The sequence below is a fragment of the Streptomyces sp. NBC_00647 genome (assembly GCF_045207245.1).
Lineage (GTDB): Bacteria > Actinomycetota > Actinomycetes > Streptomycetales > Streptomycetaceae > Streptomyces.
The window spans coordinates 132498-150834 of the sequence record NZ_CP109040.1 but is presented as its reverse complement, the minus strand read 5'-3'; the positions used below and the strand labels follow the sequence as shown (position 1 = coordinate 150834).

The window sequence follows — 18337 nt, the reverse complement described above, 5'->3', positions numbered from 1 at the left end:
TCACTCCCCTGGGACCGTCCAGCGTTCCACCGCTCCGGACGCGGACTGGGTGACCTGCAACCCGGCCACGCCAGGGATCATCGACATGGCTGTCCCGGAGACCTGCACCCGCACCCGCTGCCCGTCGCTGCCAGCAGCGACGCTGTAGCCGCGCAGGCTGTCACCCGCTGTCCGTTCCAGGACGTCCCGTGCCCGGGCCGCTCCGTCACCGGGGCCGGCCTGGTAAGCGCGGGCGACGCCGGCCCCTTCGCGGGCAGCGGTCAGGGCGATCTGCCGGGCGAAGTACCACATGGACGCCTGGACGACGGCGATCGTGGCGAGCAGTACGAAGGGGAAGACGATCGCCATCTGGATGGACGTGTCACCCCGGTCATCGCTCCAGCGCCGCCCCTGCCACCAATCCATCAGCCGTGCGGGAGCCGACATCAAAGGCCCGAGAGCTTGCCGTTGTACTTGGCAATCACCACGGCGATGCTTCCCGCGATGAGCACAGCACCGGTGACGGCAGCCACCCAGATGATGACGGTGGTCGTGCTGATGTCCCCACGGTCCGGCCGGCGCCTGGCCTCCTCCAGCCCGTCCTGCAGACGGCTCGTCAGCCAGTACACGGCACGGTACGTGCGGGCTGCGGTGTTCCTCATGATCTCTTCCTCTTCCTCTCTGAAGCATGGGTGGGTCGACTTGGTCTCAGACGGTCAGCATGCGGATCACCGCGGGGAAGGCCATCAGCAGCATCACCAGCACGGCGAGCAGGGCGCCCGGGGCGGTCATCTTCTCGCTGGCGGCATTCGCCTCAGCGGCCTGATCGGCCAGGAGTTCGGCATTGAGCGCGGCAGTGCGGGCGCGTAGCGCTTTGTAGACGGCGGCGCCGTCGGTCGCCGAGCCGCGCATGATGTCGGCGACGTCGCCCAGGACGGGCAGGTTGTATTCGGCGGCGAGCTCCGTGAGTGCCTGATACGGCGGGATCTTCTCCAACCTGGCCCGGCGCAGCGCACCTTGCAGGAACAGGAAGGGCCAGCCGCGGCCGACCTCGGCGGCCTTCTCCAGCGCCTCCGCAGGGCCGGCGTCAGCAGCGCGCTTGAGCGCGACCAGGTCCAAGTAGGCGGACAGGGCGTGCGCGAACTCCTCCCGCGCCCGCTTCGCCTGGTCCCGCACCGCGAGGTCCGGGGTGATGAACAGCAGGCCGGCGACGATGAGTCCGACGCCGGCGGGAACGTAGAACGGCAGGCCCACCCCGGCGATGATCCACGGAATCGTCGCGATCACCGGGCACAGCAGGCCCAGCGCGGCCAACGCCACCTTCTTGAGCATGAACTGACCCGGACCCTGCCCGATCAACGCCAGATTGACGGCAGGCACCCGAACACCCGGAAGCCGTTCAAGGCGAGCCAGCAGCCACCGGCCCCACACCTCGTCACGGTCCAGCTCCGGCTCCGGCATGGTCAACGTCGCCGGGGCGCTGCGTGCGAGAGCCGGCGCCAATGCGGGCTGAGGGCGCAGCAGTTCACGAATCAGCAGGGCCAGGCCCGCGCCGACTGTGCCACCGGACGCCACGACAGGAAGCAGATTCACGGGGTGGCTCCTTCGGGCAACCGGCCAGGCTTTTGCAGCTGGTCCGGCTCCGAGGCGGGGGCGGGGGCGGGCAGCCGAACGGTGCTTGCCGGGTCGGCGACCAGGAAGCGCGGGATGCGGCGAAAGTTGCCCAACTGCCGCATCAGAGCGAGGACACCGACGAACCCGGCCGTCAAGAAGGCGAGTACGAGCTGCCCGAGAAGCGTGGAGTAGGGGCGTGTGTAGGACGGGACGAAGAACCCGGCCACCACCACACCGACCGTGATGATGGTCATCCACCGCACCGTCGTGCGAGGCTTCGCCCGGTCCGCCTCGATGGCGCGCTTCTTGGCGACCTCCTCACGGACCGTGCCCGCCAGGTCCTCCAACGCCTGCGCCAGACCCGGCCCCCGGTCGTTGACCGACAAGATGAGCGCGGCAACCACCTTGTCCGCAGTGACGTCGCCGAGTTCCTCAGCGAACGCGCGGAGCGCTTCCTGCGGCCGCCAGCCCAGCCTCAGCCGATCCGACAGGTTGGTGATCTGCCCGGCGAGTTCCTCCGGCGCCCCCTGACGGCTGGTGATCATCGCCTGCTCCAGGCCCATGCCCAGACGGAGCAGACCCGCCAGCCGCTGAGTCCACTCGGACAAACCCTCCAGCGCACCGATGCGTTCCTGCGCAAGCTGCGCCGGGCTGATCAGCCACGGCACGCCGACCGTGGCCGCACCGAGCAGCGCACCGCCCACGAAGTTCCCCGAGACCAGCCACACCACAACGAACACAGCGACCGCCGCGGCAGTGAAAGTCCGCCGGCGCAGCCGGGCATTCTCGCTCTGGCCGGGCCCGTTCCGCCTGCCCAGCCATCGCTGGCGCAGCGGAGCCCGACGCGGAGCCGTTGTACCCACCAGGCCCGCCACGACACCGATCAGCCCGGCAACCAGGGTCATGCCGCTGAGCAGCGCCCACAGCAGCGTCATCGCCCAGCCACCACCCTGAGCGGCAAGGGCGCAGACCAGGCCCCGTAGGGCTGCTGGAGCAAGGTGGAATCGAAGCCGACGCGGCGCAGATCGTCGACGCACCCCGGGTCCATCCGCGGCACCGCCCGCAACTCACCGAACTCGGCGCCGGGGGAGAAGATCTCGTTCGTAGCCGGGCGTCCGTTCTCGCCGATCCCGGTCAACTCCAAGACGTGAGAGACGTAACGGTGACGGCGGCCACCGATCTGCGTCTCATCAGTCATGTCGACGTACACGACGAAGTCCAGACCGTTCGCAGTCTGCCGGTAGGCCAGAGCCTCGGACAGGTTCTCCTGGGCGAGCGCGTACAGCTCGGCGATCCTGTCGAAGACGATGTCGGGTCGGCGAGCGTGGATGGTGCACAGATTGCCGCCGGATCCATTCGTCAGCGCCTGCATCATCGCCACGACCTCGGGGCCACGGACCTCACCGACCACAATCCGCTCCAACGACATCCGCAAAGCCGGATGCATCAAGTCCAGCAGAGTGACCTCACCGGCACTGCGACCGGTGACGTCGCGCTCGCCGTTGGACTCGCGGCCGACCAGGGAGACGACCTGGCGGTGATAGCCGTTGGCATGGGCGAACAGCTCATCCTCAGTCTGAATGGTCGCGAACCGCGTCTCTGGGTCGAACTCCTTAAGCATCGCCCGCAGCAGAGTCGTCTTACCCGCCTTCTGCTTGCCCGCGATCATGATGTTCTTCTCCGCGCGCACGCACGCCCCGAGGAACTCCCGCAGCACCGGATCGATCGTGCCGAGACGAACCAGATGATCCAGATCGGCCTGGGAGACCCGGTGCCGGCGGATAACCGCATACGTCATCGGCCCCAGACCCGTAATCGCCTGAAGGCGAGAACCATCCTGCAACGACAGGGCGAGCGTTGGGTTCGCGGTGGAGATAGTCCGCTCGTTGTGCCCCGAACCCCGAGCCAACTCCCGCAACAACTCGAGCAATTCCTCCTCCGAGTCGGCGATCGGCCCGACCATGCGGCGCTCACCGTCGCCGTAGTCCAGCCACACCTCACTCGGGCCCTGGATGATGATGTCCTCGACCCGCTCATCGTCCAAGTACGGCTGAAGCCGGCCCGCCCTAAAGAGCAGGTCATAGACGCCACGGCGCAGAGCCTCGTCCTGCTGCGGCGTCATCGCCTGGGCATCCGACCACAGCGCGACCGCCTCATTGATCCAGTCCAGACAGCGCTGCTCCTCGCCGGCCCGGTCCATGTCCGGCGTGCTCTTCAGCAGTTCCTCACGCTGCTTGGCCACTTGGGCGGCAATGTGCCGGGCAACCCGATAGTCCACCGTGACCTGCGGCGTTGAGCTGCCGAGTGCGTGCGTACTTGCGGCAGCACCGGCACCGGCAGGTGCCGCCTTGGCCGGGCGAGGACCGGGCGGCGGGGCCACCGTAGGGTCGGCGTGCAAGGGCCTACCGCGCACCGGGCACCCCCGAAGCGAACGCGGCACGCGGATCGAGGCGAGCACGCCGGACAGCAGCCCGCTGCACCAGCAGGGCGCCAGTCGTTCGAGCCGCCTTCATCAGATTTGACCTGGTGAAGTGCCGCGACTGCTCATCACCATCGGACAGAACACGGGCGTCCTTCGGCGCGTAGGGCAGCGTCGCCACCACCGGAGCCTGCAGCACCCGCTGGACTTCGCCCGCCGGGTAGGGACCCTCATCGATGACCAACAGCCCCACGTCTCCGACCCGCTCCTCCAACTGGCGCACCCGCCCTTGCGCCGCCTGCAGGCAGCGCAAGGTGTTGCGCACCACCACCAGCACCGCGTCGGCCTGCTCGGCCAGGACACCGGACGGGCCGAACGCGCCGCGGCGGCCGAGGTCGAGCAGGACATCGTGGCCGTGCTCCGCTTCGATACCGCGGAACATCTGCGCCAGGGCCTTCCACACCGAACCGAGACTCGCGGCCTGCCCGGGATCGGTGATGCCCGGCAGCAGCAGCCGGTCAGGCGACGAGTCCCGCGGACCGTCCTCGCCGTTCAAGTCGATCAACTGGCGCCAGAACGCCTCACCGAACTCGCCCTTGCGCGCCGCCACCGACAGATTGGGCAGCCCGTACCGGTCACCGAGCGTGCCCTGCAACAACCCGTGCAACACAGCCCCGCCGTCCGGATCACACTCGGCCAAAATCATCCGCCGCCCCGGCTCCAACGGCCAGGCCAGCAGCAGCGCGAGCGCGCTCGTCGTCACACCAGGCGCCCCGCTGCACCCGGCGAGTGCTATCACCGCCATCAGCGGCCGTCCGGAGCAGCGAGGACCAGACGCAGCGTGCCAGCCGACACCCACGCCGCCACAGTCGGCCCATCATCGGCCGACGTCGCGACGTCGACGACCACGACCCCAGTACCCGGGGCTGCGCCGGAGGCCTTCACCACGCGGCCGGGGAGCGTCTGCGGCGGGCTATCCGATGCCTTGCCCGTCCCGGTCTCGCCCTGGACGGGCACATGGACCAGCTGGACCTTCTGGCCCGGCACCAGCACCGTCGCCGGGATCTGCTCCGGCTTGAGCCCGATCGGCACCAGCTGCTCGCCCGCCTTCACGAGACTGTCCTTGGTCACCTGCGACGGGGCCAGAATCGAGCCGGGCCTGAGCTCTACGGCGGCCCGCTTGCCCACCACCTGGTCCAGGTCACTGGCATGAACCGCCTTCACCGCCGGGTCCAGGGCGATGGACGCCTTGCCCAGGTCCTGCTCGGTGAGAACCTGGCCGACCTGCACGTCACGGACCACAGTGACGACCTCGGTGCGGTGCCCAACCTGGAGCAGCAGGACCGCCACGCCAGCACCGCCCGCCGCGATCAGCCCCAAAGACAGGGCGATCACGCCGGGACGGCGGCGGCGCGCCGACACTCGGGGCGGGCTGACGGGGCCAGCCGCTCTGCCCTGCGGTGGCAGCCCACGGTCGGCCACCGCTGTTGATTCCTTCGTCTTACTCAACGTCGTATTCCTTCCGGCGGCCTACCTGACGACCTGTACCTCGCCGATTGCTACCTGCGCCTGCGACTGCCTGGCCTCGGTGAACTGGCCCGTCCCACCACCGCCGTTGACCTGCCAGTCGACCGCCCAGGTAGCGGTCGCGGCGACGGGGTACTTCCCACCTTTCTGGTCGGCGGACGTGCGGCTGTAGGTGTGGCCGCAGGTCGGCGACGCCTGCTTGCCGTAGAAAGCCGTGTACCTCGTACCGGGTCCGTTGCAGGTCACGGTTGATCCGTCACCCATCCGCCAGACGATCTTCGTCACCTTGGCTGTCGCGGTCACCGTCACGCCTCCCGCCGTGGCTGAGGCGGTATTCGGCCCGTACGTGGTGGGGCCCTTGTGCACCCACATCCACATCGGGACGCCCACGATGTACGTGCCGGCTGCGCGCGGGCTGGCGATCTCGGGGCCGGCGAGTTTCATCTTTGCGACGGCCTGTTGCGCGACCACGGCAGGGTCGACGGCGGGTTCACCTGGTGGTGTGTCGGCGACGAACGTGTCGATGACCGGGGCTCCGCCTGGGCCGTTCTCGCATCTGCGCTCGTACACGGCCCCGTCCTTGGAGGACTTGTCCTCCCAATACATGCTTCCCGGCGGGGGCTGCGGCTGCAGCTTCTTGACGCTACATACGGGTTTGCTGGTGTTGCCACTTCCGGTATCGGCAGGCTGTGAACCAGATCCCGAGGCCGATGAGCCGTCGTCCGCTTCGCACACCACCCACTTGCCCGCGCTGCCACAGCCGCCGCCTTCCGGCGGGCTGGCTAAGGCCTGCGCCGGAGCAACTAGCGACGCCACCACCGCAGTGGCCAGACCGAGGCCAACGTGTGTCAGCAGGCGCGCTGCTGTGGAACGACGTCCACGATCTTCCACTGCTTCCCCCACTTCTCTGCTTCGACCTTCGTCACGTAGCGAACGAGCCGGTCCTTCGGCATTTCCACGGGCTTGCCGGACTTGCGGTAGACGAACTCCCAGTTGGCGCTGTCCATGCAGTCCGTCAGCATCGCGTGGGGAACCTTCTTGTCCATCTCCAGCGCGTCGACCGCGGTCTTGTGCGCAGGCGCGCCGGTGGTCACGATGCCCTTCGACCGCAGGTCCTTCAGATCGTCCTCGGTGCCCGACAATGCGAGCGCCGCGGCGTACTGGCTGAGGTCTGTTCCTTTCGTGTCACCCTTCGCATACGCCTTGACCTGCTCGTCCCACATACGGCTGTACGCGTTAAGGACGGCGGCTTGGTCTACCGACTCAGAAGTGCTCGGACTCGGCGACGGCGAGTTCGGCGACACGGCAGACGGCGGCATGGCTGACGGCTTGGCGCTGTCGCCCGAGTCTCTGTCGTTGCTGCACGCAGACAGCGCCGTCAGGCCGGCCGTGATCAGCCCCAGCGACAGAGCGATCACGCCCGGACGGCGGCGGGCCGACACTCGGGGCGGGCTGGCGGGGCCAGCCGCTTTGCCCTGCGGTGGCAGCCCACGGTCGGCCACCGCTGTTGATTCCTTCGTCTTGCTCAACGTCGTATTCCTTCCGGCGGCCCTACCTGACGACCTGCAGTTCGCCGATCGCTACCTGTTCCTGAGACTGCCTGATCGCGCTGAGTTGGCCGGTCTCGCCGCCGCCGGCCACCTGCCAGTCCACCGTCCACGTCGACGTAGCGGTCACCGTGTATTTGCCGTCGGCCTGCGAGGCCGAGGTACTGGTGTAGGTGTGGCCGCAGGTAGGGGACTCCTGTTTGCCGTAGGCGGCTTTGTACGGCGTGCCAGGCCCGTTACAGGTGACGGCTGAGCCGTCGCCCGTCTTCCAGACGATCTTTGCGACGGTGGCGGTTGCGGTCACGGTCACACCGCCAGCGGATGCACTGGCGGTGTTCGGGCCGTAAGAGGTCTGGCTTTTGTTCACCCACATCCACATCGGCAGACCGACGACGTACTTGCCGGCCGTGGCCGGGCTGGCGATGTCCGGTCCTAGGAGCGTCATCTTGTCGAGCGCCTGCTGTGCCAGTTGTGCAGGGTCGATGGTGGCGGCGGGCGGGGTGGCCGACCAGAAGGTTTCCGGCGGTCCCATCAGACCTCCGGCGGCTCCCGCGCCGGCGATGGCCAGCGGGCAGATCCGGGTGTAGATGGCGCCGTCGCCGGGATCGTGCCCATCCCACACCGAACTTCCGGCCGGGGGCTGCGGATCCATCCGGGTCACGATGCACGGTCCCGGCACGGGCGGCTTGCCAGTGCCCTTGCCCGGGGGCGGGGATTTGCCGTCGTCCGATCCTTGCGATCCGCCGACCCCGGCGCCGACGCAGATCTCGACGATGGTGCAACTACCGACGCCGGTCGACGGCTTCGGATCAGGAGCGGCGGCCGCGGTCGTCGTGGCCGCCGCGGCCAGTAAGAGCGCGGCGCCGACGGTGTCTGCAATGTGGCTCAGCATGCGTGGTCTTGCGGTTTGACGTCCAGAACGATCCACCGCTTCCCCCACTTCTCTGCGGTCACGTTGCTCACGTACTTGGTGCGGCGGTTCTTGGGCAGGGCCACTTCGCTCTTCGTCTTGGCGTCCAGGACCTTCCATGTCGAGACGTCAACACAGTCGGTGATCTTTGCCAGTGGAACCTTCTTCTGCAGATCCAGGCTGGTGACCTTCGGATCGATCCGGGGTTTGCCCGCCGTTATCTGCCCGGACGTCTTGAGGTTCTTCAGATCGCTCTGCGCCAGGCCCAGCGCGTTGCCCTTGGCGTACCTCTCCAGCTCGGTGCCGCTCATGCTCGCCTTGGAGTAGGCGGCGGCCTTCTCGTCCCAGTAGTGCCGATAGGTGCTCAGGAGTTGCAGCCTGGCGGTCGCCTCTGGGTCGGCCGAAGATGTTGCGGGGGCCGGGGCGCTGGTTCGCGTGGAGGGACTCTCCTCGGTTCTCCCGGAGTCGTCGCCACTTCCGCAGGCGGCCAAGGCCATCAGCCCGCTCACGAGTAGCGCGGCGGTCGCTTGGATGCGAACAGAAGCAGGCCCTGACGGGCGTCGTGGTGCTTGTGTCACGTTGTCCCCCCGTGAGACGCGGTGCGAGATGGCCGCTGCCCTGAACGCCTGGGCAGGGCGACGGTGCACCCTCCGCGGCCTGGTCGAGCTGCGGTGATGCGTTTGCGTAGCCGCAAGATTACGCAGATGCCAGTCAACTTCCCACCTGAGTAAGCGAGTTCACGTGCATAACTCGGGACGTATTCGGTCACTTCCGAAACCAGAAGTCGATTTGTAGTCGTGTACCTTTGCTCGGGAATTTCGGCAGTTGAATGTCGAATGAAGGGGGTGGATGAACGCGAGCATTCACCGGAAGCGATGAGTGGTCGGTGGGCGGTCGGCCACACGGTGATCACGTCTCCGTCGAGCGTGACGCGCCTGCCCGGGAACCGGTGGCGTACCAGGTTCAGGTCGTCCAGGTTGAAGTCCCCGATCCCCTCGACCACGCAGGCACTCCCGATGCGCGAGACGGCCCGCGTCCCGGCACCGCTCGCTCAACGTCCAATTCCTCGCCCCGAGGGCATCACTGATGCAGACCCGTGTGTAGATGGCGCCGTCACCCGGCTTGTGCCCCTTCCACGCCGGACCGCTCGCGGGAGGCTGGGGATCGAGGCGCTCCACCGCACAGATCTGCGGCTTGGGCTTCTCTTGCCAGAATGCTTGCCCGGATCTCCGCTGGGATGGGCTCCGCCTGGCGATCCGGGCTGCTCCCGGCACACGGTTACGTACTGGCCCACGCCCTCGCAGTCACCGCCGATGACAGGATCGTCGTCACTCGCGACGCTGGGGGCGATGCAGACGGCGGTGGCGGCATCCGCTAAGAAGAGCGCTAAAACGGGGCGTCTCAGCATGTCTGCTTCCCATCCGGTGTGACCTCTGCGATCAGCCACTGTTTCCCCCATCTCTCCGCCTTGGCCGTGGTCATGTAGCGCAGGGGCTGCGCCGACGGGAATGGCTTCACCTGCCCCGACTTCTTCTTGATCGTGTTCCAGTGAGAGATGTCCAGGCAGTCCCGCACAGTCGCCTTGGGGACCGATTCGGTCAGCGTCAGGGACGTGACCTCGGCCCGGTGCGTGGGGGCGCCCTTAGTGGCGGTGCCCGCCTGCTGCATGACCAGGACGTCGACCATGGCCTGGCCTAGCGCCTTCTTGGTGGCGTACTTCTTCAGGTCGGTGCCTTTGATGTCCGCCTGGTTGTAGGCCTTGACTTGCTCGTCCCAGAACGCGCTGTAGGTCGCCAGCACATCCTTGCGTCCAGCGGTCTGGGGGTCGGCGCTCGGCGACGCCGACGGGTGTGCCGAACTGCTCGTGGCCGATGGCTGCTTTGCGGGGCTGTCGGAACCCCCGTCACTGCTACACGCGGACAGCGCCATCAGGCCAGCCGTGATCAGCCCCAGCGATAGGGAAAACACGCCCGGACGGCGGCGGGCCGACACCCGGGGCGGTGCCACCGGTCCTGTCGCGCATCCCTGCTGAGGGACGTCGTTCGGGGCTGTACCTACACGTTCTTCGGTCTTGCGCACTGTACTGTCCTCCCGGGCGCGTTACCTGACGACCTGAACTTCGCCGACGGCCACCTGCACATTGGTTTGCCGGATCTCGGTGAGCTGGCCGGCTTGTCCGCCGCCCTGCCAATTGCATCGTCCACGTCGAGGTCGCGGTCACCGGGAACTTGCCGCTCTGGCTACCAGCCGAGGTCTTGGAGTACAGGTGTCTGCAGGTTGGAGACTCGGCCATGCCCTTCGACGCTGTGTAGGGCGTACCGGGGCCGGTGCACGTCACGATGGAGTCGTCGCCCATCGTCCAGACGATTTCGACACTTTGGCGGTTACCGTCAGCGTTCTCGTCAGAACCGTCGTCGTTGCCGTGTGACGAGCCGTTCTTTCCTCCCGTGCTGCCGTTGCCACCGGCTTGGCCACCGGAGCCCTGCCCTGGGATGTCGACCTCGACCTCGCAGTTCCACCTGCCGCACTTGACTCCGCCGTCGCCCTCCGCGGTGCCTGCCGCGTAGCTGTCGAGGGGGCGGCGAGCGCTGCGCCTAAGACAGTCACCGTGGTGATCGCGATACGGGCGGTCAGCATGACTTCCCCTGGGGATCATCACTGGTGACCCGCCAGCCTGCCGGGTACTTCTCGACGGTGGAGACGACTACGTACTTCGTCAGCCGGTTGGCCGGGAGTTTCACCGGCTTCTTGGATTTGGCGTCGACGGTCCGCCAACGTGAGATGTCCAGGCAGTTGGAGATGGTCGCGTTCGGGATCTTCCCCGAGACGTCGACCTTGGTGACCGTAGGGTCGGTGACCGTGACGTGGCCGACGTAGATGAGGCCGCCGTCACGAGCGCGCTTGGCGTCTGTCTCGGCCTTCTTCAAGGCCGCGGACGCCGCGTACCTATCAAGACGTGCGCCCTTGCCACTGGAGTCGGCGTAGAGCTTTTCCATCTCCCGCCAGTACGCCTCGTACGCTGCGATCGCTTCCTTCTGCGCAGCCTCCTTCGGATCAGAGGTGGCGGGCGCTGTCGACGACTTCGAGACCGTCGAGGGCTTGTCCGTCGCCTCATCCTTTCCGTCGGATGAACTGCACGCCGACAGCGCCATCAGCCCGGCCGCGATCAGCCCCGTCGACAGGGCGATCACGCCCGGTCGGCGGCAGGCCGACACCCGGGACGGACTGAGAGGGCCGGCTACACCGGCCGACTGCAGCAGCCCGCGGTCGGCCACCGCTGTTGTTTCCTGGGTCTTACTCAACGTCGTAATCCTCCCGGGCGCGTTACCTGACGACCTGGACTTCGCCGACCGCCACCTGCACATTGGTTTGCCGGATCTCGGTGAGCTGGCCGGCTTGTCCGCCGCCCTGCCAATTGATCGTCCACGTCGAGGTCGCAGTCACCGGGAACTTGCCGCTCTGGCCAACAGCTGAGGTCTTGGAGTACTGGTGTCCGCAGGTCGGGGACTGGGCCATGCCCTCGGATGACGTGTAGGGCGTGCCGGGGCCGGTGCACGTCACGGAGGCGCCGTCGCCCATCGTCCACACGAGCTTCGACACCTTCGCGGTCGCGGTGACGGTGACTCCGCCCGCCGAGGCCGACGCGGTGTTCGGCCCGTACGTCGTGGTGCTCTGGGTGACCCACATCCACATCGGGACACCCACGCTGTACTTCCCGGCCGCGCGCGGACTGGCTATGTCCGGACCGAGCAGAGTCATGGAGTCCGCCGCCCGCTGGGCCAGCACCTGAGGGTCAACCTGCGCAACCGGAGGTTGTTGACCCGTCGGCACGACGACGAAGCCGTCCGCATTGTCGAGGCCGCCGTCCGTGCACCCGTAGAAGTACAGGTCGTTCTTCTTGGGGTCGGCGCCCTTCCAGGCCGGGAATTCAGCCGGCGGCTTCGGATCGACTTTGGTGTACTTGCACTTCACGTTGCTATCGCCGCTTTCGCTACCGCCTTGTGAGCCGCCCGCCTGCCCGCCGCTGCCTCCGGTCTTGTCATCGACGCCGACGTCGACGCAGAACTTGACGACCTTGCACTTTCCGGCACCGATGTCGGGATCACCGTCAGCGTGTGCGACGCCCGCCGAGGCCAGGGCAAGAGCGCCGGTGACAGCGGCGAGACGTCGGACTAACAGGCTTGCTCCTGAGCGGTCAACTTCGTGACCATCCACGTCTTCCCCCACTTTTCCAGCGTTGCGGTGCTGACGTATTTGATGAGCCGCGTCGTGGGCAGCGGGACCGGCTTCTTCGAGGCCTTGTCGATCAGGATCCAGTGGGTCGTGTCGACGCAGTCCGTGAGCGTGGCCTTGGGGATCTTGGCCTTGGTCACCTTGACGACGTTCGGATTGATCACCGGCTTTCCGGTCGTCACTTGTCCGTCACTCCGCATGACCGTGAGGTCGTGCTCAATATCGAACAGCGCCCTCAAGGTGGTGGTCTTCTTCAAGTCGGTGCCCGCGGACGAGGCTTTGCTGTAGGCCTGAGTCTGCGCATCCCAGGACCTGGTGTACGCCGCGAGGACGGCGGCATCTTCGGCACCGACGGTGGAACTGGGGGACGGCGAGACGTCTGACGGTTTAGTGCTGGGCTTGGACGACGCGTCCGAGTCGCCGTTACTGTCGCTGCACCCGGCCAGTACCAGCAGACTTCCGGCGAGCAGCAGTGCGGTTGCCTGCTTCCTAGCGGGAACAGCGGCGCTATTGGGCTCTGATGAGCGTCGTTGTGTAGCTGTCACGTTGTCTCCCCGTACGACGCGGTGCGGTCGACCGCTGCCCCTGGGCCTCCGACGTGAGGGGGCCCAGAACCGCGGCCTGGTCCAGCCGCGGTAATGCTGAGTGATCGCAAGGTTACGCATATGCCAGTCAACTTCCCACCTGAGTAAGCGAGTTCACATGCATAACTCGGGACGTATTCGGTCACTTCCGAAACTGGAAGTCGATTTGTAGTCGTGTCCCTTTGCTCGGAAATTTCGGCCGTCCGGTTTTTTTCGTACGAGGGGCGGTATGGCGTGATGGTGCCCTCGCGGAGGGGGCGTGCGGTCGGTGCGCGGGTCGGCCACACGGTGATCACGTCTCCGTCGAGCGTGACGCGCCGGCCCGGGAATCGGTGGCGTACCAGGTTCAGGTCGTCCAGGTTGAAGTCCCCGATCCCCTAGACCACGCAGGCGCTCCCGATGTGCGAGACGGCCCGCGTCCCGGCAGGCCATCCATCCTCGGCCCACCCTTCATGGTTGCGAATGGTGTCAGTGGCTTGCTTCATCCGGCATCCCCTAAGTTCAGCGCATGTGCGGCGATTGGGATCGCGCTCTGCGTTGTACGGATGTAAATTACTAGTTCGCGAAAGCAAATATCAAGTGGTTTGTGGGGCAGTTGCAAGGCTGCGACACTCCATCGCGGCAGGCCGCCGACTCACAGCTGGGTCCATGGCTGCGGCTGGCCGCCGACCAGAGGCACCCAGACATCGCCGCTGGGGCCCTGGTGTTCGAGGCTGTCCAGGACTGCTGCGCCGAGCGGCACCTGCTGGGCCAGCGCGCCCACGAGAGGGTGCTGCGCGACCATGGCCTGCAGATCGCTGATCCGGTTGTTCAGGACGTAAGGGGTGGCTCCGGTGAGCACGAACAGGACGCGCGGGAAGACTGGATACCAGCGCAGCCATCCCGGCCCGGCTGCCCGGCGCCGGCCCATGGGCGGGGGCTCGTAGGACCACAGGCGCGCGTACTCGATCAGCTTCGCCGCGAGACGCTCACTGCTCATGGTCGTGCGGTCGACCTCCACGAACGCCCTTAATTTGCGGCGGTGTTCGCCGCTGGTGACGGTGTAGTGCATGACTGCGTCGGCGACGACGCGCTCTCCCTCGCCGATCGTGTGGGAGACCTCGGGGGTCCAGTCCAGGTGCCCGTGTTCGTCACCGCGCCGGCGAGCGTCGGCAACGAACGCCAGGTGGGCACGGAGCACGGTGAGCGTGTGTGGCGTTTTCAGCGAGGCGGCGGAGCCCGAGGCGATCGGATAGGGCGGGCGGCCCCGCAGCGCGGGCCAGTCCCGCGTCAGCCGTGCGGCTTTCGGGGTGAGGAACCAGACGCGGGTGCGGTGGGCCTGGGGCAGCACGGCGAAGTCGACCAGGTGCTCGCGGCGCAGGGTGTTGAGCTGTTGGGAGACCGACTGGCGGGTGCGGTCCGGGCGGAGCAGGACGTGCAGCTGGTGGGTGGTGGCCATGCGGTGCTGGGCGAGGGTGGCCAGCAGCTGGTGGGCGAGCGGCTCGACGGGGCTGGGCGTGAACCCCGCCACGATGTTCTGCGGGGGCTGGGCGGTGGTCATTCGTATCCCTTCGACAGATGGACTCGGCTTGCGGCGGGGGCGTGTTCGGCGAGGAAGGAGCGGACGCGTCCGAGCTGGCCGGTGGCGCGCTCGGTGAGCTGGTGCAGGGGAAGGGCGCCGGCGTTTGTGAGGGCGGCCTGTTCCAGATCGGGGACCTGCTTCGGTCGGGCTTGGGCGGCGAAGACGGTGTCGAGGTGCGGACCGCGTACCTTCACCGGGCCGACGCGGCGGCCGTGCACGTTCATGGACACGTAGTGCGCGAAGCGCTCCATGGTGGCGACCCGCTCGGGGCTGGGGTCATCGCCCCACTCGGCGGTGACCGGCGCGATCGCGGAGGTCGATCCTGCAGTGGTGGCCAGGGTGGAGGCGTTTTGCATCAGAGACAGCCGTACCGGCGTCGGCAGGCGGGCCAGTAGCTGGGTCATGCCGTGGACGTGCACCTTGTACTTGCGGAAGTCCTCGAACATGGCGGCGATGGTCTCCGGCGCCGAACCAGTCAGCGTGATCAGCTCGTCGAAGTACGGGCGAAACGGCACTCGCTGGGCTTCGGGAATGTCGCGGCGCGAGCGCCCGGCCCGCAGCAGATCACGGGCCAGCAGCGCGGTCAGCAGCCGGTCGGTGGGCCCGCTGCCGCCCGGGCACACCCACACGATCATCCGGGAGTCCATCGCCGTACGGATGTCGTAGACCCCGACGGGCTGCCCCAAAAACGCGCGGGTGACGGGATTGGCGGCCAGGCGGACCATCGGGTTGAGGACCACCGCGCACGCGTCGGGCGGCAGGGTGGGGAACACCGTCCGCCACCAGGAATGGATCTCCTCATCGAGCCGGTCCTGTGCGACCGCGAGCGCCAGCGCACGAAACGCCGGGTCGGTGACCATCGCCCGCACATGAAAGAGCGTGGCCTGGTCCTCTGGTCGCCCGGCCTGGCAGGCGGCCGCGTTGACAGCGACCAGGACGGCCAGCGCAGCGGTCAGGATGGTGATCGCGCGCGGGGCTGTCGCGTCGTCCCAACCCAACGCGGACGCATAGGCGTCTGCGATCGCCTCGACGACCTCGTGCGCCTCCTGGCCGTGCTGCATGCCCAGCGGATTCCACGAACTCACCCGCGGCGAGGGACCGAGCCCGTTGAGGTCGATCAGCGAGGTGCGCTCCATCAGCGACTCGTGAGCCAGGAACGTGGTCGCGCGCGGCCAGGAGTCGCGGTGCGGATCGACGAACATCAGCCCGCCGCCGGCATGCGCCCAGCCGATCGCCTGCGCCAAGGCCCGCTCCGTCTTCCCGCCGCCGGCCTTGCCGACCCCCACCTCGAAGAACGTCTCCTGCGCGTATGTGGCCACCACACGCTCCCGCCCGTCCGGACTGCGGTAGGTGCCCTGCAACAGCAACTGCGGGTCCCCGAAAGCGAACGAGGGCAACTCCGCGGCGAGCAGCGGCAGCCTGCAATGCATGGTCGGGGGCTTGAGCAGGCCGGTCAGCTCCTGCATCCGCACCCAGTTCGCCCGCGGCGGCCGGCAGTGACCCAGCCGCCAACGCCGCTCGAAGCTGGACCGGTAGAGCCAGTGGTCACCGGCTATCCGCCACGGACCCAGCCGCCACCCGCGCATCAACCACCGCGAGCCGCCCCCGAACACGTCGAGTCCGGCCTGCACCTGCGCAAGCCGCTCCGTGGCGCGGCCCTCCTGGTTTGCCGCGCACACCACCAGCAACTGCACCCGCATCAGCTGGTCGTCTTCGGCGAGCTTGCCCAACGCCTCTTTCTCATCCACCCGCTGCGGCGCCGGCGCGACGAACAACCGCCGCGACGATCCCGCCCCCGAGGCCCTGTTGCTGAGCTGCTCCTGAAGATGCGCGAGCACCGAATCCTGGCCGCCGGCCCCTTGACGCAGCCAGCGGGCAGAGCGCTGTGCCTCGGCGCGGGCAGCCTGGTGCGCGCCGGCGAGCAGCTGACGGCGGCGTAGACGCAGCGCCCACCGGGGCGGCTGCTGAATGTCGAGCCGGATCTCGGCAAGTTCGCCGAGCTCTGCTTTCAGGTCGGACACCGCGTCGATGAGCGGCTGCAACGGATCCGGCTCCAGCGGCACCTCCCGCAGCGGCGCCACCGGCCTGCCACGCAAGACGAACTCCGCGCGTACCGTGTGCTTGCGCGGCGTGTCAGCGATCGGCTTGGCTTTCGTGACCGTGACGTCCGGTCCGAACGGGTTGATGGACAGCAGCCGTTCGCTGCTCGCCGGGCCCTCGAGGCGGTAGCGCAGCGGAGTGCTGCCGTCCGCCCGCAGCCGGATCTGCACCGCCCTCGCGCGCCGGGGCGCCCACCACGGCAGGGCGGCCGATGCACGGGCGAGCTGCAGACCGTGGCGGAAGATCTCCTCCATAGTCGGCTCGAAGTGCCGGTTCGCCACCAGTTCCAGCGCCATGCGCTGCGACGATGCCCGCGCCGCGTACCGGCGCACCACGGCCTCCCCGACCATCGTCGTGAGGGCGGCGGCGGCCGCGAGCAGGTACCAGTGCGTGCTCAGCCAGCCGGCCGCGGCGAGCAGCTCGGTGAGCAGGTCGACGACAGGGCCGGTTGCCGTTGCACCTAGTGCCGGGGCTGCGGATTCCACGTCGAGGCTCCCTTCTTCGAGAGGGTGCGGGTGAAGTACCAGTCGGTGATGCGGCCGTCGGTGAAGGTGCCGCCCCGGTCGGCGCCCGCCCACACCAGATGCACCACCGCCCGGCCGGTCGCTCCGTTTCGGCGGGCGATGACGGCCTGGACGCGGAAGCGGGCGCTGGCGAACGCGGGCGCGAGCGCCTGATCCAGGTCGTCGAAGATGTGCGGCCAGTGGGCCCGGCCGATCCCGGTGGCGTCCGCGCGGAGCAGGGATCGGCCTTGCGTGCACAGCTGGCGTTCGTCAGTGGGGGAGAGGTCCGCGGGCCATGCTTTGTCCAGCGCCTGCTGGATGGCTCGATCACCGGCGACGCCCTCGCCGTGGGCAGGCAGTGCCGATGCGTTGGCGCTGGATGGTTTCGTTGGCCGGGCGGCCCCGAAGGTGTCGTCCTTCGCGGGGTCGGAGCCGGATGGCAGGGGTGAGACGGTGGCGGGCGGTCTGGGCGAGGCAGCGGTAGGACGTGGGCTGTTGGGTGGCAGGAGCAGGATGAACAGTCCGGTCAGGGTCAGGAGCACGGTGGCGATGATGAGCAGGCGCCGAGAGCGCGGCGAGGTGGGGGTTTCGCTTTCACGGTTCATCGCCGTGCTCCGTGGCGTGCGGCGATGAGCAGGTGTCCAGGTGAGTTGTGAGCGGCTATGTCTGCGTGGTCTGTCGCCGTCCGAGGCGCGTGCGGAGGGGAGCACTTTCGCGTTCGAGCACGCCAGCTCGGGGCCCTCGGACAGGCGACTGCCTGGCTGATCACCGTCGCACCGGGTGCCCCTCGGCTGGTGTCAGTGGTGATCGCTAGCCTGACGGCGTGCCTTCCACCGATGATCGTCAGGTTCCCGCCGCGCTTGCGGCTGCCCTTGCCGTGCCCTTCGCATACAACGGCGGCGAGGGGATCGACTTCGAGCCTTTCCCGGCCTTCTTGACCGCCGAGGACACCACTGACTGGTTCCGGGCGTGGACCGGTAACCCGGAACTGAACGGGGACGCCTTTCGCGTGTTCGGCCAGGACGGCTCGGGCGGATACGCGGCGCTCTGGCTGGTGCGCTCCGGTGAGCCGCTCGTCAGCCAGCCTGTTGTCTTCCTCGGTTCCGAAGGCGAGACCGGCGTGGTGGCTCGGAGCCTGGGTGATCTCCTGTGGCTGCTTGCCGGCGGGTTTGGCCCCTGGGAGGCGGCCACCGACTACGAACCCGACTGGGCTCCGCATCCCAACGAGACATTCGCGGCCGTGGCAAGGCATTTCGCCCCGGATCGGGAACAGCCGGCCGCGACGGTGATCGAGCAGGCCACCCAGGAATTTCCGAACTTCGACGACACGATCATGGCGCTCTGTCGCTGAGCCAGGAAG

General features: G+C 67.9%; 19 protein-coding genes. 1 reads left to right on the top strand and 18 read right to left on the bottom strand.

From position 1 onward, the window contains the following. The 18 genes from OG788_RS00695 to OG788_RS00610 form a co-directional block, all read right to left on the bottom strand. Window positions 1-405: a TadE family protein gene (locus OG788_RS00695; RefSeq protein WP_406368408.1), complete on the bottom strand. Its 405-nt coding sequence runs from the start codon at window positions 403-405 to the stop codon at window positions 1-3. A gap of 20 nt (window positions 406-425) precedes the next feature. Further along, the gene (locus tag OG788_RS00690) at window positions 426-641 is read right to left on the bottom strand and encodes a hypothetical protein (RefSeq protein ID WP_266766103.1); all 216 of its coding nucleotides are present in this window, start codon (window positions 639-641) and stop codon (window positions 426-428) included. 46 nt (window positions 642-687) lie between these two features. Next, complete coding sequence (locus OG788_RS00685) at window positions 688-1572, bottom strand: type II secretion system F family protein (protein ID WP_406368406.1); 885 nt, start codon at window positions 1570-1572, stop codon at window positions 688-690. Next, complete coding sequence (locus OG788_RS00680; protein ID WP_406368404.1) at window positions 1569-2528, bottom strand: type II secretion system F family protein; 960 nt, start codon at window positions 2526-2528, stop codon at window positions 1569-1571. Before OG788_RS00680 ends, OG788_RS00685 begins: the two co-directional genes overlap by 4 nt. Beyond that, the gene (locus OG788_RS00675; RefSeq protein ID WP_406376640.1) at window positions 2525-4006 is read right to left on the bottom strand and encodes a CpaF family protein; all 1482 of its coding nucleotides are present in this window, start codon (window positions 4004-4006) and stop codon (window positions 2525-2527) included. The genes OG788_RS00680 and OG788_RS00675 overlap by 4 nt, the downstream gene beginning before the upstream one ends. Next, a complete protein-coding gene (locus OG788_RS00670; RefSeq protein ID WP_406368402.1) occupies window positions 3996-4817 on the bottom strand; it encodes a hypothetical protein in 822 nt (273 codons plus the stop codon). Before OG788_RS00670 ends, OG788_RS00675 begins: the two co-directional genes overlap by 11 nt. After that, on the bottom strand, window positions 4817-5407 hold the full coding sequence (locus OG788_RS00665; RefSeq protein ID WP_406368401.1) for an SAF domain-containing protein: 591 nt from the start codon (window positions 5405-5407) through the stop codon (window positions 4817-4819). The genes OG788_RS00670 and OG788_RS00665 overlap by 1 nt, the downstream gene beginning before the upstream one ends. A gap of 135 nt (window positions 5408-5542) precedes the next feature. Beyond that, the gene (locus OG788_RS00660) at window positions 5543-6109 is read right to left on the bottom strand and encodes an ATP/GTP-binding protein (protein ID WP_406368399.1); all 567 of its coding nucleotides are present in this window, start codon (window positions 6107-6109) and stop codon (window positions 5543-5545) included. Between the two features lie 278 nt (window positions 6110-6387). After that, window positions 6388-7068, bottom strand: a complete 681-nt coding sequence (locus OG788_RS00655; protein WP_406368397.1) for a hypothetical protein — start codon at window positions 7066-7068, stop codon at window positions 6388-6390. A gap of 22 nt (window positions 7069-7090) precedes the next feature. After that, window positions 7091-7978, bottom strand: coding sequence for an ATP/GTP-binding protein (locus OG788_RS00650; RefSeq protein WP_406368396.1), 888 nt, complete (start codon window positions 7976-7978; stop codon window positions 7091-7093). After that, window positions 7972-8493, bottom strand: coding sequence for a hypothetical protein (locus tag OG788_RS00645; RefSeq protein WP_406368394.1), 522 nt, complete (start codon window positions 8491-8493; stop codon window positions 7972-7974). Before OG788_RS00645 ends, OG788_RS00650 begins: the two co-directional genes overlap by 7 nt. Before the next feature lie 904 nt (window positions 8494-9397). After that, on the bottom strand, window positions 9398-9796 hold the full coding sequence (locus tag OG788_RS00640) for a hypothetical protein (RefSeq protein WP_406368392.1): 399 nt from the start codon (window positions 9794-9796) through the stop codon (window positions 9398-9400). An 830-nt stretch (window positions 9797-10626) separates the two neighbouring features. Beyond that, on the bottom strand, window positions 10627-11187 hold the full coding sequence (locus OG788_RS00635) for a hypothetical protein (protein WP_406368390.1): 561 nt from the start codon (window positions 11185-11187) through the stop codon (window positions 10627-10629). A gap of 133 nt (window positions 11188-11320) precedes the next feature. Further along, window positions 11321-12223 (bottom strand): ATP/GTP-binding protein, encoded by a 903-nt coding sequence (locus tag OG788_RS00630; protein WP_406368389.1) that lies wholly within the window; start codon window positions 12221-12223, stop codon window positions 11321-11323. Further along, a complete protein-coding gene (locus OG788_RS00625) occupies window positions 12169-12774 on the bottom strand; it encodes a hypothetical protein (protein WP_406368387.1) in 606 nt (201 codons plus the stop codon). The genes OG788_RS00630 and OG788_RS00625 overlap by 55 nt, the downstream gene beginning before the upstream one ends. Window positions 12775-13447: 673 nt before the next feature. Then, window positions 13448-14353: a replication-relaxation family protein gene (locus tag OG788_RS00620; protein WP_406368385.1), complete on the bottom strand. Its 906-nt coding sequence runs from the start codon at window positions 14351-14353 to the stop codon at window positions 13448-13450. Further along, complete coding sequence (locus OG788_RS00615; protein ID WP_406368383.1) at window positions 14350-16959, bottom strand: ATP/GTP-binding protein; 2610 nt, start codon at window positions 16957-16959, stop codon at window positions 14350-14352. Before OG788_RS00615 ends, OG788_RS00620 begins: the two co-directional genes overlap by 4 nt. Continuing rightward, window positions 16935-17582 carry a hypothetical protein gene (locus OG788_RS00610; protein ID WP_406368381.1) on the bottom strand — a complete coding sequence of 216 codons (648 nt, stop codon included), beginning with the start codon at window positions 17580-17582 and terminating at the stop codon, window positions 16935-16937. The genes OG788_RS00615 and OG788_RS00610 overlap by 25 nt, the downstream gene beginning before the upstream one ends. Window positions 17583-17800: 218 nt before the next feature. Between OG788_RS00610 and OG788_RS00605 the strand changes: the two genes are divergently transcribed. Continuing rightward, window positions 17801-18328, top strand: coding sequence for an SMI1/KNR4 family protein (locus tag OG788_RS00605; protein WP_406368380.1), 528 nt, complete (start codon window positions 17801-17803; stop codon window positions 18326-18328). The last annotated feature ends 9 nt before the right edge of the window (window positions 18329-18337 follow it).

What these genes read in the sequence shown, in the direction of transcription:
- OG788_RS00670 (WP_406368402.1), bottom strand. Translation starts at nt 4,817, where the DNA reads ATGGCGGTGATAGCACTCGCCGGGTGCAGCGGGGCGCCTGGTGTGACG.
- OG788_RS00695 (WP_406368408.1), bottom strand. Translation starts at nt 405, where the DNA reads ATGGATTGGTGGCAGGGGCGGCGCTGGAGCGATGACCGGGGTGACACG.
- OG788_RS00690 (WP_266766103.1), bottom strand. Translation starts at nt 641, where the DNA reads ATGAGGAACACCGCAGCCCGCACGTACCGTGCCGTGTACTGGCTGACG.
- OG788_RS00650 (WP_406368396.1), bottom strand. Translation starts at nt 7,978, where the DNA reads ATGCTGAGCCACATTGCAGACACCGTCGGCGCCGCGCTCTTACTGGCC.
- OG788_RS00680 (WP_406368404.1), bottom strand. Translation starts at nt 2,528, where the DNA reads ATGACGCTGCTGTGGGCGCTGCTCAGCGGCATGACCCTGGTTGCCGGG.
- OG788_RS00620 (WP_406368385.1), bottom strand. Translation starts at nt 14,353, where the DNA reads ATGACCACCGCCCAGCCCCCGCAGAACATCGTGGCGGGGTTCACGCCC.
- OG788_RS00645 (WP_406368394.1), bottom strand. Translation starts at nt 8,493, where the DNA reads ATGGCCTTGGCCGCCTGCGGAAGTGGCGACGACTCCGGGAGAACCGAG.
- OG788_RS00610 (WP_406368381.1), bottom strand. Translation starts at nt 17,582, where the DNA reads ATGAACCGTGAAAGCGAAACCCCCACCTCGCCGCGCTCTCGGCGCCTG.